This is a genomic window from Pseudomonas sp. C2.3V (assembly GCF_058536325.1).
The window spans coordinates 3,681,954-3,701,957 of record NZ_JBZUBN010000001.1; the positions used below are offsets into that span (position 1 = coordinate 3,681,954).

A 20,004-nucleotide genomic window follows, 5' to 3' on the forward strand; every position below is an offset into this window, starting at 1 on the left:
CCCTACCGGAACCTCAGGAGAAATCACATGGCTTTCAACATTCGCAACCGCAACCTGCTCAGCCTGGCCCACCATACTCCGCGGGAGATCCGCTACCTGCTGGACCTCGCCCGCGACCTCAAGCGCGCCAAGTACACCGGCAACGAGCAGCAGCACCTCAAGGGCAACAACATTGCCCTTATCTTCGAAAAGACCTCGACCCGCACCCGCTGCGCCTTCGAAGTAGCCGCCCATGACCAGGGCGCGCACGTCACTTACATCGACCCGACCTCCTCCCAGATCGGCCACAAGGAGACCATGAAGGACACCGCCCGTGTGCTTGGCCGCATGTATGACGCCATTGAGTATCGCGGCTTCAGCCAGGAGACGGTGGAAGAGCTGGCCAAATATGCAGGCGTGCCGGTGTACAACGGCCTGACCGATGAATACCACCCCACCCAGATGCTGGCCGACGTGCTGACTATGCAGGAAAACAGCGACAAACCGCTGCATGACATCAGCTACGCCTACCTGGGCGATGCACGCAACAACATGGGCAACTCACTGCTACTGATTGGCTGCAAGCTGGGCATGGACGTACGCATCGGCGCGCCAAAGGCGTTGTGGCCACACGAAGACTGGATCAAGGAGTGCAAGGCCATCGCCGAGGAGACTGGCGCACGCGTTACATTGACTGAAGACCCCAGGGAAGCGGTTCAGGGCGTCGACTTTGTGCATACCGATGTCTGGGTGTCCATGGGCGAACCCGTGGAAGCCTGGGGTGAGCGCATTCAGTTGCTCCTGCCTTACCAGGTCAACAGCGAGCTGATGAAGGCGACCGGCAGTCCACGGACCAAGTTCATGCATTGCCTGCCTGCCTTCCATAACGCTGAAACCAAGGTCGGCAAGCAGATTGCCGAAAAATACCCGCACCTTGCTGATGGTATCGAAGTGACTGATGACGTATTCGAGTCGCCCGCCTCCATTGTGTTCGAACAGGCGGAAAACCGGATGCATACCATCAAGGCCGTTCTGGTCGCTACTCTCGCTGACCTGTAAGGAGTCGCACCATGCGTATCGTCGTCGCTCTGGGGGGTAATGCCCTGCTTCGCCGAGGCGAACCCCTTACCGCTGAGAACCAGCGGGAGAACGTCAGGATCGCCACCGGGCAACTGGCCAAGATCGTGGACGGCAACGAGCTGGTCATTGCCCATGGCAATGGCCCCCAGGTCGGGCTGTTGGCCCTGCAGGGTGCAGCCTATACGGATGTAAGCCCCTACCCCCTGGATGTGCTGGGCGCCCAGACCGAAGGCTCCATTGGCTACATGATCGAGCAGGAGCTGGGCAACCTGCTTCCGTATGAGGTGCCGTTCGCCACGCTGTTGACCCAGGTGGAGGTAGATGCTGCCGACCCAGCGTTCCAACATCCTACCAAACCCATCGGCCCGGTCTATAGTCGGGAGCAGGCCGAACAGCTCAAGGCGGAAAAGGGTTGGACCATTGCCGCAGATGGCGACAAATTCCGCCGCGTGGTAGCCAGCCCCCAACCCAAACGCATCTTCGAGATTCGCCCGATTAAGTGGCTCCTGGAAAAAGGCACCATTGTCATCTGCGCAGGCGGCGGCGGGATTCCCACCTGCTATGACCACCACGGCCGCCTGAAAGGTATTGAGGCGGTCATCGACAAGGATCTCTGCTCATCCCTACTGGCGCAGGAGCTGGACGCGGACCTGCTAGTGATTGCCACTGACGTGGACGCAGCCTATATCAAGTGGGGCAAGCCCGACCAGAAAGCGATTGCCCAAGCCCACCCCGAGGCCTTGGAAGCGCTCGGGTTCGCGGCAGGCTCCATGGGACCCAAGGTCCAGGCGGCCTGCGAGTTTGCCCGTAAGACTGGGAAGGCGGCTGTCATCGGCTCGCTGTCGGATATCGAAGCCATCACACAGGGTCGCGCCGGAACACGGGTCACAGTGGAGGCGGAGGGCATCCTGTATCGATAAACCCTGCAGAAACGAAAAGGCCCGGATCAACCGGGCCTTTTCATGAGCGGAGCACTCAGCTGATGGTCATCAGGCTGGCGTTGCCGCCGGCTGCTGCGGTGTTGACGCTTACCGCGCGCTCGATGAGCAGACGCTCCAGCGGAATCGCGGTTTCGCCCTGGGACAATCCCTGAACGCCCACGATCGGACCGCTACGCTGGGCTGTCTGCTGGCAGACCTGACGCAGCTGATCGGAGTCACCGTGATGCAGAATGGCATCGAAGTGTTCCTCGTCCTTGGTCCAGTCGGACGTCGTCTGGATACGAGCCTGAACAGCCTTGGGCAAACGACCACGCAACGCACGGGACAGATCGTTCTGCACCCACAGCGCGGTGCTGCCGACTGCCAGTACCGCTGCCAGCTGGGCCATTAGATCCGTCTCGTCATCCGCCAGACAGAGCACACGCTCACGTGGCAGCAGGCTGTAGGTGTTGCGCTCACCCGTCGGACCGGCCAGCAAGCGAGTCACACCGCTGACGGTCTGCCTGGCGAATGCCTGGCACAGCTCGGCCAAATCGGTGTTGTTCTGCTCGCTTGCCCACTTCTGCAATGCTTCGAGCGGCTTGCCCTGACGCTGCTCCATTTGAGTACGCAGGGTCAGATCAGACGGACTTTCCTGATCGTCACGGGCAAATGCCTGGGCCACTCCGTCTACCGGACGGGTAGACAGGAGGCGGTACAGGTACACCGGACCACCGGCCTTCGGACCTGTACCGGACAAGCCTTCGCCACCGAAAGGCTGCACGCCGACCACTGCGCCTACCATGTTGCGGTTGACGTAGAGGTTGCCCGCCTGGGCCTTTTCCACAACCTGGGCAATGGTTTCGTCGATGCGGGTATGCACACCCAGCGTCAGACCATAACCCGTAGCGTTGATCTGATCCATCAGGCGGTTCAGGTCCTGACGGGCATAACGCACCACGTGCAGCACCGGACCGAAGATTTCACGCTCCAGCTCATCCAGACTTTCCAGCTCGATCAGCGTTGGCATCACAAAGGTGCCGCGATGGGTCGCGCCATCGTTGTTGCGTGCAATCTGATAAACCGTACGGCCTTTGGCGCGCATGCCCTGGATGTGCTTGTCGATGTTGGCCTTGGCTTCGGCATCGATCACCGGGCCGATGTCTACCGGCAGGTTATCCGGATTGCCGATGCGGCATTCAGCCATCGCGCCCTTCAGCATCTCAAGAATGCGATCCGCCACGTCTTCCTGCACACACAGGACGCGCAAGGCGGAGCAGCGCTGACCGGCGCTGTCGAACGCTGATGCCACGACGTCGGTTACCACCTGCTCGGCCAGTGCCGAGGAATCCACGATCATTGCGTTCTGGCCACCGGTTTCGGCGATCAGCGGAATCGGACGGCCATGGGCATCCAGGCGACCGGCAATGTTACGGGAAATAATGTTGGCGACTTCGGTCGAACCGGTGAACATCACGCCTTTCACACGCTCATCGCTGACCAGTGCCGAACCTACGGTATGGCCCTGGCCTGGCAGCAATTGCACCACGCCTTCCGGCACACCGGCTTCCAGCAGCAGGCGAACGGCCTGAGCCGCGATCAGTGGCGTCTGCTCGGCAGGCTTGGCCAGAACGGTGTTACCCGCTGCCAATGCAGCCGCGACCTGACCGGTAAAGATCGCCAGCGGGAAGTTCCACGGGCTAATGCAGACCACCGGCCCTAACGGGCGGTGAGTATCGTTAGCGAAATCACGGCGCACCTGGGCAGCGTAATACCGCAGGAAGTCGACCGCCTCACGCACTTCGGCAATGGCGTTGGCAAAGGTCTTGCCGGCTTCACGAACCAGCAGGCCCATGAGTGGCTGAATTTGCGCTTCCATCAGGTTGGCCGCGGTTTCAAGCACGGCGGCACGCTGGTCCGGCGGTGTGGACTGCCAGATCGGTGCAGCGGTCAATGCACTGTTCAACGCATTGTCTACGTCCTGGACGCTGGCGTTCTGCACATAACCCACCACATCACGGTGATCGGCCGGATTCTGGATGGCCTGGGGAATGCCTACTTCAGCCGGGCAGCCCAGCATGGGCGCTGCACGCCATTCGGTATTGTTACTGTGTAACAACGCACCCGACAACGAGCCCAGTCGATGCTCATTGGCCAAGTCAATACCGCTGGAATTCAAGCGGCCTTCGCCATACAGCTGGCTGGGCAGCGGAATGCGTGGATGTGGCAGGCCTAATTTGCCCTCTTGTGCTGCGATCTGCTCGATCGTCACGACCGGATCGGCTACCAACTCTTTCAAGGAGATAGAGTGGTCGGCAATACGGTTGACGAACGAGGTGTTCGCGCCATTTTCCAGCAGGCGACGCACGAGGTAGGCCAGCAGGGTTTCATGCGTACCCACCGGCGCGTAGATGCGGCACGGGCGGTTCAGCTTGCCATCGGCCACCTTGCCGACGACCTGCTCGTACAGCGGCTCGCCCATGCCATGCAGGCACTGGAACTCGTACTGACCAGGATAGTAGTTCTGACCTGCTATCTGGTAGATCGCCGCCAGGGTGTGGGCATTGTGGGTAGCAAACTGCGGATAGATCGCTTCCGGCACGGCCAGCAGCTTGCGCGCACACGCCATGTAGGACACATCGGTGTACACCTTGCGGGTGTAAACCGGATAACCTTCCAGACCTTCAACCTGGGCACGCTTGATCTCGCTGTCCCAGTACGCGCCCTTCACCAGACGGATCATCAGACGGTGACGGCTGCGGCGCGCCAGATCGATCACATAATCGATCACGAACGGACAACGCTTCTGGTAGGCCTGGATGACAAAACCAATCCCGTTCCAGCCAGCCAGGCTGGACTCGAAACACAGGCGCTCCAGCAGATCGAGGGAAATTTCCAGGCGATCGGCTTCTTCGGCATCGATGTTGATACCGATGTCGTACTGCTTAGCCAGCAAGGTCAGATTCAGCAGGCGCGGGTACAGCTCGTCCATGACGCGCTCGTACTGCGCACGGCTGTAGCGCGGATGCAGGGCGGACAGCTTGATGGAGATGCCCGGGCCTTCATAGATGCCACGGCCATGAGAGGCTTTGCCGATGGAGTGAATGGCCTGCTCGTAGGACGCCAGATAACGCTGGGCATCCTCCTCGGTCAGGGCCGCTTCACCCAGCATGTCGTAGGAGTAGCGGAAGCCCTTGGCTTCAAGCGCGCTGGCATTGGCCAGGGCTTCGGCAATGGTTTCGCCGGTGACGAACTGCTCGCCCATCAGGCGCATCGCCATGTCCACACCCTTGCGGATGACCGGCTCGCCGCTCTTGCCGATGAGGCGATTGAGCGAGCTGGAAAGACCCGCCTCGTTGTGGGTGGAGACCAACTTGCCCGTCAGCAGCAGCCCCCAAGTCGCTGCGTTGACGAATAGCGACGGGCTGTTGCCCAGGTGTGGCTGCCAGTTGCCCTTGCTGATCTTGTCGCGGATCAGGGCATCACGGGTGCCCTTGTCCGGGATACGCAGCAGCGCTTCGGCCAGACACATCAGCGCCACGCCTTCCTGAGAGGACAGAGAGAATTCGCGCAGCAGGCTCTGGACCATGCCGGAGCGGCCGCCAGCGCCCTTCTGGTTGCGCAGCTTTTCAGCGATGCTGTAGGCCAGCTTGTACGCGGCATCGGCAGTAGCTGCGGGAAGACGCGCCTGCTCAAGCAGCATGGGCACCATCTCTTCTTCCGGACGGCGATAGGCGGCCGTCACGGCAGAGCGCAGCGCAGACTGCGGCAGGATGCTTTCGGCAAATTCAAGGAATGGCTGATAGACCGGATCAGCCAGGGCTTCTACTACTTCGTTGTCACCTTCGCCCAGTCGTGCAGCAATATTCTGCAACTCGTCGACACTTACACCTTTTTCCAATGTCTCCAGGTACGTGTAGATTGCCTGTTTGATCAACCAATGGGGTGTACGGTCGATAAGGCGAGCGGCCTCTTTCAAACGTTCACGGGTGGCTTCGTCGAGTTTCACGCCTAGCGTAGTAGTAGTTGCCATTGAACAGCCTTTTTTAATTGGAAGTGCTACACGGTGGCGGCAAGCATAGAGGCTACCTCTGCATGGTGCAACCAGGTGCAACCCAGGAAACCGACAAAGGCGCAACCGTCTGTCTCTTGACCGCCGGAAGACGCCGCCCCATCTCGTTAGAACCTGTCTACATCAAGGCTTCAAGCCTGCCAGTACAAAATAGCCTGCTCACTCTTGCGTTGTGTTGATTTGCCGCTTTTATGCTGATTCGGACGAGCCGCAAAGGCCGGGTTGCACCTAAGCCTGCTTTGACCTTCTGAAAAGCACTGGTGGTAGCGACAATACCCCTACGATGTATAAGAAAATACGTGACTTGTATATTGTCTGCCCGCATTATTCGATGATCATGACGAAACCGTTTCTCATTCAATGAATAAAAAACAGCAGGTTGCAGTCGATACGACCGATATGGAAGAAAGCAGCGAAATCAACTCGCCATTTCTGGACGAGGTGATCGGCTATGCCCTGCGTCGGGCTCAGCTGAAAGTCTTCCAGCATCTGATCAATGAGCTGGAAGCCTATGATCTTCGCCCCGCCCAGTTCACCGCCCTTACGCTGATCGAGCAGAACCCGGGCCTCATGCAGGCCGAGCTGGCGCGCGCATTGGCCATCGAGCCACCGCAGATGGTTATCATGCTGAACAAGCTGGAAGCGCTGGGCCTTGCGCTACGTATACGCTGCAAGGCCGACAAGCGCTCCTATGGCATCTTTCTGAGCAAAACCGGCGAGACCCTGCTCAAGCAGCTTAAAGAAGTGGCTATCCGCAGTGACAATGAGGCCACCGCCGCCCTGAGTACCGAGGAGCGACAGCAACTGCTGCACTTGCTGCACAAGGTCTACCGGTAGCCCGGCGCATTACATTTACGCGGGCTGCTTGTGGGTGCGATGGGGCAGGAAGGAACCGGCCTTCAGTGACCGCTCGATGTCTTCCAGGCTTCGTCCACCTGTTTCCGGGACCAGGAAGAAGATAAAGACCCAGCCCAGGACATTGAGTCCGGCGTAAACCCACATCGCACCGCCTACACCCAGCCATTGCGTCATAGTCAAGGCAGTCCCGGTCAGCAATAGATTGGACCCCCAGAGCATGGCGGCATGAGCACCGGTCGCCTGATCCCGAATAGCCAACGGATAGATTTCCGATCCGGTCAGCCAGCCTACCACCTGGATGCCGCCTGCATTGAAGATCATGAAGACGACCAGGCACCCCACTACCCACCAGCCTTGCGAATCGCCCGCCAAATTGAAGTGCAGCACGGCGCCTAATACCAGAAGCGCCACCACGGCCCCCGGAATCATCGCCAGGCTCAGCGTTCGACGTCCGACCTTGTCGACAATCAGCTTACCGATTACCGTCATGACCAGATAAGTGATTGCCACGCCAAGGGCTGACCACAGCGCAGCGGACGTGCCAAAACCGGCATCCTTCAGAAATGTCGGCGTGTAATAGATCATCATCTCGATACCGCTGAGCTGGGTAAACGCCGCTACGCCCAGGCCGGCCACAAGCGCCGGTCGCAACCACGGTTGGCGCATGGCCCGCCAGCCTGTTACCGAATGCTCCTCCTTCTTGTCCACAACCTCCTGAATATCCGCAATCTCTTCGCGCACCTCCCCCGTGGTATCCCGCACCTTAGACAGCTCATGCCTGGCCTCTTTCGGGCGGTCCTGCTCGACCAGCCACCGCGGACTTCTCGGCATTCGGGTCATGCCAAACAACAGCACCAGCGAAGGTACAAGCGCAACCCCAATCATCCAGCGCCAGGTAAAGAGGTTCTGGCCGGCCACCCCCACAATTGCAGCCAGGAGAATCCCTACACCAATGGAAACGTTGAAATAGGTCACCAGGCGACCCCGCTTTTCGGGAGGTGCCAGCTCAGCGATGTAGGTGGGGACAATTTGCGTCGAGCCGCCGACTGCAAAGCCCAGCACCAGGCGAGACAGCCCTAGGCACCAGACATTGGGAGAGATGGCAGCAGCAACCACCCCCACACAATAGATACCCGCCACGATCACGATGGTCAGCCGACGCCCAAGCCTTGCCGACATACGTGTCGAACTCAGGGCACCGATTACCGCACCCAGCAAGATGGCCGCCGTGACAAGCTCCTGGGCGCGATGGTTAAGCTCGAAGTCCTGGGCAATTTGTGGAAGGGCACCGGAGATGATGCCCGTATCATAGCCGTACAACCCTCCGGCGATGGCTGCAACGGTAGCCACCATTGCCATATAGGCCTTGGGCTTGATATGGCTCTCGGTTGCGGAGCTAACAGCGTCTGCCATGAAGTTACCTGTCATATGGGAGGGATATGAAGGTATGGAGAGAGCCGTCATCCGTGTGGTTCCGCCTGCCGCGTGACGCTTGCGGTCACTCTTGACTCGATCAAGGTCTTACAACCGCTCAGACATGGCGCTTTCAGCGCTCAAGGGCCATAAAACGATAAACAACCCCTACAAAGAAAAGCTGACGAAATGCCTGCCATCGTCCCATTATGCCTGCCGTTTTCACACCAATTACTGCCAGATCCCGACCGTTTCGCCACTATCTCCTATAAAGCAGGTAAAGGTGCCCGGCTCACCTTGATAGCGTCCGCGGTCTGCGCAACATTGAGCAGCAGATAGTCAAACGCGAAGCGGGCCGTTTCGCTTTTGGTTCTATAAAATGCATCTTCCTGACGGGACTCGGCCAGCCGAGCCGTACGTGCCCAGAGAAATGCCAATCCTAACCAGCCCTGCAAGCGCATATAATCCAACGCAGCGCGGTAGGGCCATTCCGAATCGCTAGAACTCATCAAGTCCGCTGTCACCTGCCAAGTCTGGTCGCAGGCCTGTCTTAACGCCGCACCATAAGACTTGCACGAAGGCGTTGCCAAACACCGCTCGGCTTCTGCCTGATAGTGCTCCAGAAGCCTGCCCAGTGCTGCTCCCCTGTCGCCGATGACCTTGCGCACGAGCAGGTCATTGGCCTGAATTTCGTTGGTGCCCTCATAGATCATGGCGATCCGGCTGTCGCGCAGGGTCTGCTCAATGCCAAAGTCTGTCACGTAGCCATAACCACCCAGCACCTGCAGCGCCGCACTGGCCTGCTGAAACCCCTGCTCGGTAAAGAATGCCTTGATGACCGGTGTTAGCAGCGATGCCAGTTGATGGGCGCGGGCGCGCTCATCGGCCTCTGTCGCATGCTCGGCCAGATCCAGCAGATGCGCTCCCCAATACCCCAGCGCCCGCATTCCTTCACTACAAGCCCGTAGTTCCAGCAAAACGCGTCGCATGGCCGGATGATGGACAAGCAGATCGGCTGCTTCAGCCGTCTCTTCAGAGCGCTTCGGCGCGCGCATTTGCCTTCTTTCCGAGGCATAGGCAAGTGCCTGTTGATAGGCCGACTCGACATGTCCCAACCCTTGCAACCCTACATGCAGGCGTGCCGAATTCATCATGACAAACATTGCCGCCAATCCCCGATGGGGCTCGCCAATCAACCAGCCGCAGGCCCCCTCGAAACGCAAGGCACAGGTTGCACTGCCCTTGATACCCATCTTGTGCTCCAGGCTCTCGCAGTACACGCCATTAGCCGTGCCCTCAAGCACCTTGGGCACCAGGAACAGGGACAACCCGCGGCTACCGACAGGCGCATCAGGAAGGCGAGCCAGTACGAGATGCACGATGTTGGATGTCAGATCATGTTCGCCACCCGAGATGAACAGCTTGCTGCCGTCGAGCAGATAGCGTCCTTCCTCTATCGGCTCTGCCCGGGTACGAATCAGGCCAACGTCACTGCCAGCCTGGGGCTCGGTGATGCACATGGTGGCAAGCCACTCGCCACTTACAAGCTTGCCAAGGTAGGCATCCTTGAGCGCTTCTGAGGCATGGGCGCGTAGGCATTCGTATGCACCATGGGCAATACCAGGATACATGGCCCAGGCATGGTTGGCGGAAACCAGCATTTCCTGAAGCGCCGCGTCCAGTAACTGTGGCAGGCCCTGCCCTCCCCAGGCCGGGTCACAAGCCAAGGCGGGCCAGCCACCCTCGACATAGGCCTGATAGGCCTCGGCAAACCCGGACGGCGTCGTCACCTGTCCATCCTGCAGCTGGCAGCCCTGGCGATCGCCCGAGGCGTTAAGCGGCGCCAACTTGTCGGCACTAAAACGCCCCGCTTCCTCCAGGATTTGCATGGATAGATCAGCGTCCACTTCGCTAAAGGCTGGTATTACAGACCAAGTCGAAGGAGCATCGAGCCATTCATTAATAACGAACCGCATATCGCGCAGCGGAGGGTGATAGGTCATGGCATTCTCTTAACGATAGTTCGGGTTTTCAATCAGCACCGCCATGCCTTGCCCGCCGCCCACACACGCGGCGGCGATGCCATAGCGTTCGTGGTTGGCCTGTAGCTGTCGCGCAAGGGTAAGCGTCAGGCGCAGGCCGGTTGCGGCCAGGGGATGTCCCAGCGCAATCGCACCGCCACAGGTATTCAGTCTTTCCGGATCGATATCCAGTTCACGCTGAACAGCCAACACCTGAGCGCCCTGCGCCTCGTTGATCTCGAAGCGAGCGATCTCCGCCAGCGTCAGCCCACTGCGCTCGAGCAGCAGGCGGATGGCCGGCGCCGGGCCGATGCCCATTACTTCTGGAGCAACCCCGACCGCGGTAGCGGCTAACAGGTTGGCTAGCGGTGGCTTGTCTGTCCGGTTTGATCTTCTGGCCACGACCATCGCCGCAGCACCGTCAACCACTGCACAGCTGTTGCCTGCCGTCTGCACACCGCCCCCATGAATCGCGGCGAGCCGGGCCAGGGCCTCGAGTGACGTAGGCCGCGGATGACTATCGACAGCGACAGAAGCGATACGACGTGGCAGTTGAATACCCCGCGCGCGATACCCTTCCAGCCGAAATTCTTCGGTTTGCACAGGGACAATTTCATCCGCAAACCAACCGGCCTCCTGTGCTGCCAGCGCCCGGTTGAAGCTTGCCAATGCATAGGTATCAACCTCGGCACGCGTAAGGCTGTAGCGACGGGCCAGATTTTCAGCGGTACCAATCATGTCGATACCCGGTGCCGGGTCCATCAGGGCCTCCCAGAGAAAGTCCTTGAACTCCACCGAGGCTCCCAGGCGAAAACCGCTCCGGTGCGTATAGGCCGCAATGGGATTGCGAGACATGGACTCGCTGGCGACGCACAAGGCGGTCTCGGCCTGACCCAAGCCAATCTGTTCACCTGCCTGACGCAGCAACTCGAAACCGGTGCCACAGATACGCTGGACCTGCAGGGCCGGCACCTCTAAGGGAACGCCCGCATAAAGGCCGATGTGTCGGGGTAACAGGTAAGCATCGAAACTGGCCTGAGCGACAGACCCTGCCAGAACGCTATCGACCTGATCCGGCGCCACGCCACTGCGCGCTAGCACCTCGCGCGCGACCTTGATGCCCAGGTCAATCGGTGAAATCTGCCCCAGCGCGCCGCAGTAATCTACCCAGGGTGTACGGACACCCCCAAGCAGCACCACGTCGTCGAATGCAGAATACAAGCCCTGTTGTCGCGCCATGGCAGTTTCCTATTTGAGGCGGTACACGCGAATCAGTACGGCATTGCGCTGCAAGGGTGCCCTTTCGACGGTTCCGGCATAAACGTAGCGATTCAACCAGCCGTAAGGGCCGTCCGGAGCGGTAATGATTAGTGTGGAGAAGGCGTAGGGCTTGGTATCCAGCTCGTGGATCAGGGCCTGATTGTGGATCGTCAGGATCGCGCCATCATGGGTGCGCATCTCATACAAGGCATCGAGCTGCTGGACGCCATCGGCACGGACCAGCTGCCGATCCGCCCCGCCCGGCAAGACCTTGCCACGCAGCCTGGGACCAACGAAACGTCCGCCGGTAATCGGTACGATACGACGCTCCCCCAGGGGGCCTTTGCCCAGGGACACGGTATCGGCAATCTCCACGGTCGCCTCGTAAACCAGCTCCGTCTGGGGAGCCACACCGGTGGCCGCTTGGGCAGTGGTCATCATCGATAAAAGCATCCATCCAGTGACGAGTCCCATCACAGTACGCGCCTTGATCCCCACAGAATTGTTCATCGCGCTGCCTCCATCGCCTCGAAACGGACAACCGAGGCGTCATTGCCCTGGCAGATTGTCTTGATCCGATCCGCTCGCCACTGCAACACGGCGCGCTGGTTGATCGAACCCTTGTCCGTAATTTCACCTCGATCGATAGAGGGCGGCTCATCGAGCAGGCAGGCCCACTCCACCCGGCTGGCACTGCCGGTTGCCTCCCGATTGAGCCGCCTGAGCAGCCCGGCAAGCCAGGCGCGTACTGAAGGTGAGGCCAGCACATCGGCGGACGAGGCATCATCACCCAGGCCGGACAAGGCTCGGCACTCAGGCAGACGGGGAAAGATCAGCAGGCCAAGACAGTCGTGGTCCGGGCCGACAATGACCGCATCTTGCACATAGGGCGCGCCTTCCAGCACCACGCGTGTGCGTAACGGCCCCACGCTGACAAACACACCGGACGATAGCTTGAAGTCTTCGGCGATCCGCCCGTCGAACATCAGCCCCAGGTGCGGCTGCTGCGGGTCCGCGAACTTGAGCGCATCGCCGGTACAGTAGAAGCCTTCTTCGTCAAAGGCCTGGGCGTTGTGCTCTGGTGAGCGCCAATAGCCCGGCATCACGTGCGGTCCGCGAAAGCGTGCCTCGAGCTTGCCATCCACCGGCACCAGCTTGACCTCACAGCCCGGCGCCGGTAGCCCGACATAGCCCGCCATGGACAGTGGCCCAGTGGTAAAGGTGCAGGACGGCGCCGTTTCGGTCATGCCAAGCCCGGCCATCATGCGGATACGCTCGCCGCAATGCCGCTCCGCTACACGATCCAGACGGTCCCAGACACTTTGAGAAAGCCCTGCGGCGGCAAAGAAGAACAACTTTATCTTGGCGAAAAATCGCTCACGCAACTCAGGATCATTTTCCAGCGCAGTAACCAACTCCTCCCAGCCCTTGGGTACGGTCAGGTACGCGGTAGGTGAAATCTCCCGCAGATTGCGCAAGGTTTCAGCCATGCCCTGCGGCGTAGGCTTGCCCTCATCCAAATAGAAGCTGCCACCGTTATAAAGCACGATGCCGATGTTGTGGCTGCCGCCAAAGGTGTGATTCCACGGGAGCCAGTCCACCAGCACAGGCGGCTCCTCACCAAAGGTGGGAAAGGTTTGCAGCAGCATCTGCTGATTGGCGCAGAGCATTTGCTGGGTAGTGACTACCGCCTTTGGCAGCTTGGTAGAGCCGGAGGTGAAGAGAAACTTGGCAATGCTGTCCGGCCCTGTGGCCTCAAAAGCCGCATCCGCCTCGGCGCCGCCGGGCTGGGCGAGCAACTCCTCGAACGCAATACAGAGCCGCCCGTCAAGATCACCCCGCGTCAGGATTACGGGCACCTCCGCTGGCACACGCGCCTCGATGGCGCGGCGGTACAGCTCACCGTCACAGGCGAACACCATGCCAGGATCAAGCAGATCGATTACATGCTTGAGCTTGCCCAGATCCTGGGAAAGCAGCGAATACCCTGGTGAGACCGGGCAATAGGGAATACCTGCATAGAGCGCGCCCATGCACAGCTGAAAATGTTCAAGATCGTTCCCGGACAGGATGACCAATGGGCGCTCGGCAGAAAGCCCAAACCCCAGCAGGGTTTGTGCGATGGCACGTGCGCGCTGGAGCATGTCGGCGTAGGTGATGCGCCGCCACTCCCCGCCCTGTTCACGTGCCGCTACAAAGGTTTGATCTGGCCGTACCCTGGCCCAATGGACCAGGCGATCAAGCAAGCGCTGCGGTAACGGCGCCAGGGGTTCCAGAGCCTGCATGCGGATATTGCCATTCTGCTCATGGCGGATGTCTACGGCCGGATGGCCGATCGACACCGAACGGTATCGGGGCTTGGCCGCACCGACCTTTTCAATGCACAGCTCGGACTCGCAGTTCACGTCGCATACCTCCTGTTGGCACGCAGGGGGCCGAGCACGACTGAATTCGCGCATCAGGCCCCATGCATGGCCAGCCTGTTTCAGGCCGGTGTTGTCATTGTTGTTGCCAGGAATAGCGTGGGTTCAGATGGGGTAATGTCGGGGAGTTGTCTGGAGCGTAATCCAGCGCAGCTGGGTAAAATGCTCGACCGAAGCCGCCGAGCCAAAACTGCCATAGCCGCTGCCTTTCACACCGCCGAACGGCATCTGGGCTTCGTCATGCACTGTCGGCCCATTGATATGGCAGATGCCGGACTCGATCCGCTGAGCCAGCCCCAGAGCGCGGTTCACGTCGCGGCTGAACACGGCGGCAGACAGGCCGTACTCGGAGTCGTTGGCCACGTGCAGCGCCTCTTCGTCGTCCTTTACCCGAATGACTGACACCATCGGGCCAAAGGACTCTTCGCGGTAGAGCTTCATGTCGGGCGTTACGCCATCGATCACAGTGGCCTGCATCAGGCAGCCATTGATCTCTCCGCCTGCCGCCAGACGTGCGCCCTTGGTCAGGGCGTCATCCATCAGGGTTTGCAGGCGCTCGGCCGGGGCCCGGTCGATCAACGCCCCCAGGACCGAGGTACTAGCCTGCGGGTCGCCTGCAAGCAGCGTTCTGGCCTTGTCGGCCAGCTTGCTCACGAACGTATCGGCAATGGACTCGTGCACGATTAGCCGCTCGGTCGACATACAGATTTGACCCTGGTTGAAGAAAGCGCCGAAGGCTGCAGCCTCTACCGCAGCATCCAGGTCCGCATCGTCCAGCACCAGAAGCGGCGCCTTGCCGCCCAGCTCCAGCACCGCCGGGGTGAGATGGCGCGCAGCCAGCTCCCCGATGATCTTGCCTACTCTTGTGGAGCCCGTGAAATTGACACGGCGTACCGCCGGGTTTGCAATCAGCCGCTCGACGATAGCCGGCGCATCCTCTGGTGCGTTGTGGATAACGTTAATCACTCCGTCACCCAGCCCGGCTTCATGAAGCACATCACCGATCAGGGCATGCACAGCCGGGCACAGTTCGGAGGCTTTTAGCACTACGGTATTGCCGCAGGCCAGCGGCATGGCAATCGCACGGGTCGCCAGGATGACCGGCGCATTCCACGGTGCGATACCGACGACCACCCCACAGGGCTGACGCACCGCCATGGCCATCGAGCCCGGCAGATCGGAAGGGATGATCTGTCCGGTAATCTGGGTCGTCATGCACGCCGCTTCCCGCAGGATGCCAGCGGCCAGATGCACATTGAAACCGTACCAGTTGGGCATGGCGCCCGTCTCGCCCTGCCCAGCCGCCACGAACTGCTCTGCGCGACTGGCCATGAGCTCAGCGGCCTTGAGCAGTCGTGTCCGACGCTCGTTGGGGCCCAGCGCCGCCCAGGCCGGAAACGCTGCCTGCGCCGCCGCAACAGCAGCATCAGCGTCTTCAAGGCTGGCTGCGGCTGCGCGGGTGACGGCTTGTTCAGTCAGCGGATTGCGACGCTCGAACTGACGCCTATTGGAGGCCTGCACGTGACGGCCACCAATCAGCAGGGAAACCTCGTACATGATGCGATCCTCGTTTTTGTAATTGTCAGGAACTGCACACAACAGCATACGTCCGAACGCCCGCCTGGGCAGCTCACTACCTGCACAGGCGTAAGGGTATCCGGCGTTTAACGACGGTAGGTTTGCAGACCCGGCTTGATGCTTTTCTCATCGAGGAACTGCTTCATGCCTTCTTCACGGCCATGCTCGGGATCGCGCAGGCGAGCCTGGTCAAGCTTGGCGTACAGGTAGTCTTCGTTCTGCTCCCAGTTGAGTTCACGGCAGCGCTTGAAGCCGATCTTGGCCGCCCGCAGCACCACCGGATTCTTTTCAAGCAGCTCACGCGCCAGGGTGACGGTTTCCTCGCGCAACTGCGCCAGCGGGACACTCTTGTTGACTAGCCCCATCTGGGCAGCCTTGACCCCATCGAAGGTACGCCCTGTCATGATGTAATAGAGCGACTCACGGTGGCCGACTGTATCCGCCATCGCCTTGCTCACCAGATTGCCAGGCGGAATACCCCAGTTGACTTCGGAGAGACCAAACGTGGCCTCATCGGCGGCAATGGCCAGATCACAGGCCACCAGTGGACTGAAGCCACCGCCAAAACACCAGCCGTTGACCATGGCAATGGTCGGCTTGCTGTACATTCGCAGCAGCTTCCACTGCCATTCGGAGGCCTCACGGCGGATTTTTTCCTGAAGAATCTCAGGGCCTGCATCCACCTCGCGGAAGTATTCCTTGAGGTCCATGCCTGCGGTCCAGGCGTCACCTGCGCCGGTTAATACCAATACACCCGCATCGGCATCCTGCTCCAGTGTCTCTAGAATCTCGCGCATTTCCCGGTTCAGCGTCGGGCTCATGGCGTTGCGCTTTTCGGGACGATTAAGGGTCACCCAGGCAATGCCCTCTTCGACCTTCACCTCTACCGTTTTCCAGCGACCTTCGTAATTGCTCATGGCGGAACCCTTGTTGTTGTGCTTCTTGTGAGTCCAAGCTAAGGCAGAAAAATAGTTATGTCAATTAACTATCTTTAGCTTTTTACAATTATTTATGCCCCTCCTATACCGCCAAGACCCGGCCTCCTTTTGACATGTTTCGAGGCGTCACCCAAATAGTTAATCCGATCAATCACTTGAGAAGATAGGCGTCATACACCACAGCCTTGCCCAGGCGCATGGCACTGCCAACGCCGATGGCCCGATTGAGCCAGTCATACTTCTCGGCGCTGGTTTCAAATGTCATCGTGACCTTGAAAAAGTATTTGCTCGGATCGACAGGCTTTCCGGCGGCCACATCCTTCATCACCTCTGGCGGACCGTAGCGGTACCCCTTGGTTTGCAGGTAAACAAGCGCGCCGTCATCGGTCTTGAGCAGATAGCGTGTATCGATGATGGCCAGCCCATCGTCGGTCACGACCTGCCAATCTGCGCCGTTGTTAAGAATTTCTCCTTTGAACGATGGCCCCTCAAAGCGGCCACCGGTAATCGGGATGATTCGGCGCTTGCCCAGCTCGCTCGTCTTGCCAAGCTCCCAGACAGGCGCCGTCAGATCGACCTCAAACCGGGCCAATCTTTCCAACCCAAGCGGCGGCGGATCAAAGGCAGGTTTTTCCCGCGCTTCCTCTGCCTGCGAGACGCCTGACAGTAACGTGCTAGCCGTCAACAAGGCGGCTATCCATAGGGATGTGAACATGGTTTCTCCTTAATGAGCCGGTTCACCTGCCAGCACACCTGTGCTGACCGGCTTGGCGGCCTGTCGGTTGAGTAGGCAGAGCACAGACGCCGCAGCGATCAGCACGCCGGGGGCTGTTGCGATGACCAGGGTCGATGCCGCGCCGCCCATGGCCAGTACCTGACCGGCCAGGAGCGGACCGGCCATGGCGCCTAATCGTCCGATCGCCACGGCTGAGCCCACCCCGGTCGCTCGTACGGCCGCCGGATACACCAGAGGCGCCAGCGCATACAGCACCAACTGGCCGCCCACTACAAAGAGGCCCGCCAGGAATCCCGCCATGATGACTCCGGCAAAGCTGCTCGAAAGCCCAAGCCCCGCGAGTCCGGCCAAGATACCGGCGTAGATGGCGACCACGACGATTCGGGGTTTCCAGCGGTCCATCAGCAGACCGAACAGGACCGAGCCGATACCGCCACCGATATTGAACAGGATCTGAACCGTCACGGCCTGGCTGCGGCTGAACCCTTGCCCAACCAGCAGCGATGGCAGCCAGTTGAGCAGCATGTACATCACCGTCAGGGTAAAAAAGTAGCTGACCCACAGCATCAGCGTGGTGGATGCCCTTACCTGATAAAAGAGGCCATCCCAAGTGCGAATGGACTGCTCGGTTGCCCGGGCCGCCTGCCGGCTTTTGACGAACGCCGATGACTCCATCAGATACACGCCCAGCAGGGGCGCCACCAGAAGCGGCGCAAAGCCTCCTACATAAAATACCGTCCGCCAGCCCAGCCCGGTCTCCAGCAGACCAACAATGGCCGCCAGCGCACCACCCAGCGGCACACCGCAATACATCAGGCTTACCGCTGTATTGCGGGCACGCTCGCCGGCCGACTCGGAGGATAGGGCAATCAGGTTGGGTAACGCCCCACCCAGCCCGATGCCGGTCATGAAGCGTGCGATCAACAGGCTCTGCATATCCCAGACATGAGCGCTGGCCAGCGAAAAGAGACCAAACAGCACAACCGAGGCAATCAGCACCTTTTTGCGCCCGATCCGATCGGCGCACCAACCTCCTAAAAAGGCCCCCGGCAGCAAGCCTAGAATGCTGGCACTAAAGACCAGCCCCATCTGCGCCGGCTTGAAGCCAAACGCGGCAGCCATACTGGGCGCTGCGATGCCCATGGCCTGCAGATCCATTCCCTCCAGCAGAGCCACCACAAAGCACAATCCTATGGTCAGGCGTGTACGGGCATCAGCCATCCCGAGCGTAGTCATAGCGAAACCTCCTCATGGGTCAGGCGCATCAGAAACGGAACGTTGTTGAAACCATGCCGAAGTGGGTATCCGAGCCATCGGCCTGCCGCACGGCCTTACCCGCCTGGAAATAGCTGTATTCCAGGTCCACGGTCAGGTTGGCGGTTGGTAGCCAGCGCAGATTGTTGCGAAACAGGTTGCCTGTCTTGGGCGATGAGCTGTTGGGGGTTCCCGGCACATAGGACATGCCCGGCAGATAGACGCCATCGCGGGTGCTTTCACGCCAGACGGCAAAGGCACCGGCTTCCAGCTGCAGATACTCGCGTGGGGCGAATGTCAGCAGCGGGCCGATCAGATACATGTTCGAAAGGGTGGTCAGCCCCGAATCTCCATAGAAACCATTCTTGGGAAACAATGGGTCGAATGTGCCAATCTTGTCATCACCAAAGCGGTCATCACCGCTGGCTGCATCGAAACGCACCGCCAATCGTGGCTTCCAGGGCTGCCTGAAGGTATATCCCGTCTCGCTGCTGATACCCCAGGCACGAATACGCGCCCCTTCCAGATGACCACCCTGGTAGGCCAGATCCCATGTCCAGTCCCAACCGGCCTGCTTACCAAACAGCCGCACGCCTCCGGTGTAGCGCTTTTCGCTTCCGGTCAGCCCATCCAGGGTGCGCTCGTTGGTTTCCAGGCCAAATCCGTATACATCCATTTTCAGGATGGCTGTCAGCGGTAGCGTGCCGTACAACCCATAAAACTTGACGTTATTGTTGGAGCCATCATCAAAGCTGTCTTCGCCTGTCTCGACGGGACGCAAGCCAAAGGCATCGAGCTTGTAGCCGCCGGGACGGGAATAGCTCAGGCGTACCCCATCGAAATTGAGCCGGATATTGCGTGCATCACGGTAGGTAACAAACGCCTGGTTGCCGTAACCCAGCTCCTGGCGCCCTACCCGCGTCATCAGCCGCCCGCCCAGGGTATTGGTATTGATGTCGATAAAGGCCTGATGCAGCTCCGTCCTGCTCTGGTCATACGGCCCGTAAAGCGCTTTGTTCCAGGCACGGGTGTTTTCCAGCTGGACGAACGCACGGACCTGGTCATCCAAGAGGTGCAGATCACTATGGACCTGAAGCCGCTGCTGAGTGTAGGAATCCTTGTTCACACCACGCAGCCCAAAGACGGGGTTATTGATGGTATCCGCCCGGTAGCGTGCTTCCGCACCAAACTGGACCCAGGCTGAATCGGACAGCCGCTGATAACGGAGCGGATCAAAAAAGTCGCTCCGCTTGGACGCATCGTCCAGAAACCGATAGTCCTCCGCCCAGCGAGGCGGCCCGGGTGGTAGAGGACGTGCTTTTTCCAGAGCATTATCGAGCGGCGCAGGACGCGACTGCTCCAGTACCACCGAAGGGGCAGCCTGAGCCGCCAGGGAAACTCCAGATAACGCAACAGCAAGGCATGAGGGCGCCAGCGCGCCGGCACGCCAGGAAAGCGATAAGGACATGACC

General features: G+C 59.9%; 14 protein-coding genes. 3 read left to right on the forward strand and 11 right to left on the reverse strand.

Annotated features, from left to right (window positions below; translation table 11 throughout):
* Positions 1–27: 27 nt before the first annotated feature.
* Together AC4LF3_RS17505 and arcC are read left to right on the forward strand one after the other, a co-directional pair.
* A complete protein-coding gene (locus tag AC4LF3_RS17505) occupies positions 28–1,038 on the forward strand; it encodes an ornithine carbamoyltransferase (protein WP_312271767.1) in 1,011 nt (336 codons plus the stop codon).
* 11 nt (positions 1,039–1,049) lie between these two features.
* Complete coding sequence (gene arcC, locus AC4LF3_RS17510; protein WP_312271766.1) at positions 1,050–1,979, forward strand: carbamate kinase; 930 nt, start codon at positions 1,050–1,052, stop codon at positions 1,977–1,979.
* 55 nt (positions 1,980–2,034) lie between these two features.
* Here the strand turns inward: arcC and putA are convergent, their stop codons facing one another.
* Positions 2,035–6,012 (reverse strand): trifunctional transcriptional regulator/proline dehydrogenase/L-glutamate gamma-semialdehyde dehydrogenase, encoded by a 3,978-nt coding sequence (gene putA, locus AC4LF3_RS17515; RefSeq protein ID WP_491836052.1) that lies wholly within the window; start codon positions 6,010–6,012, stop codon positions 2,035–2,037.
* A 438-nt stretch (positions 6,013–6,450) separates the two neighbouring features.
* On the opposite strand from putA, the gene AC4LF3_RS17520 reads away from it, so the two are divergent.
* Positions 6,451–6,888 carry a MarR family winged helix-turn-helix transcriptional regulator gene (locus AC4LF3_RS17520; protein ID WP_230382266.1) on the forward strand — a complete coding sequence of 146 codons (438 nt, stop codon included), beginning with the start codon at positions 6,451–6,453 and terminating at the stop codon, positions 6,886–6,888.
* Positions 6,889–6,903: 15 nt separating this feature from the next.
* On the opposite strand, the gene AC4LF3_RS17525 is transcribed toward AC4LF3_RS17520, so the two are convergent.
* The 10 genes from AC4LF3_RS17525 to AC4LF3_RS17570 all read right to left on the reverse strand — a co-directional run bounded on the left by AC4LF3_RS17525 (position 6,904) and on the right by AC4LF3_RS17570 (position 20,000).
* On the reverse strand, positions 6,904–8,322 hold the full coding sequence (locus AC4LF3_RS17525; RefSeq protein WP_010795907.1) for a sugar porter family MFS transporter: 1,419 nt from the start codon (positions 8,320–8,322) through the stop codon (positions 6,904–6,906).
* Positions 8,323–8,588: 266 nt separating this feature from the next.
* A complete protein-coding gene (locus AC4LF3_RS17530; RefSeq protein WP_491836053.1) occupies positions 8,589–10,325 on the reverse strand; it encodes an acyl-CoA dehydrogenase family protein in 1,737 nt (578 codons plus the stop codon).
* A 9-nt stretch (positions 10,326–10,334) separates the two neighbouring features.
* Positions 10,335–11,582 carry a thiolase family protein gene (locus AC4LF3_RS17535; protein ID WP_010795909.1) on the reverse strand — a complete coding sequence of 416 codons (1,248 nt, stop codon included), beginning with the start codon at positions 11,580–11,582 and terminating at the stop codon, positions 10,335–10,337.
* A gap of 9 nt (positions 11,583–11,591) precedes the next feature.
* Positions 11,592–12,113: a DUF3237 domain-containing protein gene (locus AC4LF3_RS17540; protein WP_010795910.1), complete on the reverse strand. Its 522-nt coding sequence runs from the start codon at positions 12,111–12,113 to the stop codon at positions 11,592–11,594.
* Entirely contained in the window at positions 12,110–14,008 is a 1,899-nt protein-coding gene (locus tag AC4LF3_RS17545) for a feruloyl-CoA synthase (RefSeq protein ID WP_491836054.1), read from the reverse strand. The genes AC4LF3_RS17540 and AC4LF3_RS17545 overlap by 4 nt, the downstream gene beginning before the upstream one ends.
* Before the next feature lie 123 nt (positions 14,009–14,131).
* Positions 14,132–15,583, reverse strand: coding sequence for an aldehyde dehydrogenase (locus tag AC4LF3_RS17550; protein ID WP_491836055.1), 1,452 nt, complete (start codon positions 15,581–15,583; stop codon positions 14,132–14,134).
* 107 nt (positions 15,584–15,690) lie between these two features.
* Positions 15,691–16,521 (reverse strand): p-hydroxycinnamoyl CoA hydratase/lyase, encoded by an 831-nt coding sequence (locus AC4LF3_RS17555; protein ID WP_122041531.1) that lies wholly within the window; start codon positions 16,519–16,521, stop codon positions 15,691–15,693.
* Positions 16,522–16,693: 172 nt separating this feature from the next.
* On the reverse strand, positions 16,694–17,257 hold the full coding sequence (locus tag AC4LF3_RS17560; RefSeq protein WP_491836056.1) for a DUF3237 domain-containing protein: 564 nt from the start codon (positions 17,255–17,257) through the stop codon (positions 16,694–16,696).
* A gap of 9 nt (positions 17,258–17,266) precedes the next feature.
* Positions 17,267–18,514, reverse strand: coding sequence for a 3-(3-hydroxy-phenyl)propionate transporter MhpT (gene mhpT / locus AC4LF3_RS17565; RefSeq protein ID WP_416614914.1), 1,248 nt, complete (start codon positions 18,512–18,514; stop codon positions 17,267–17,269).
* A gap of 28 nt (positions 18,515–18,542) precedes the next feature.
* Positions 18,543–20,000, reverse strand: coding sequence for an alginate export family protein (locus AC4LF3_RS17570; protein ID WP_491836057.1), 1,458 nt, complete (start codon positions 19,998–20,000; stop codon positions 18,543–18,545).
* Positions 20,001–20,004 lie beyond the last annotated feature (4 nt).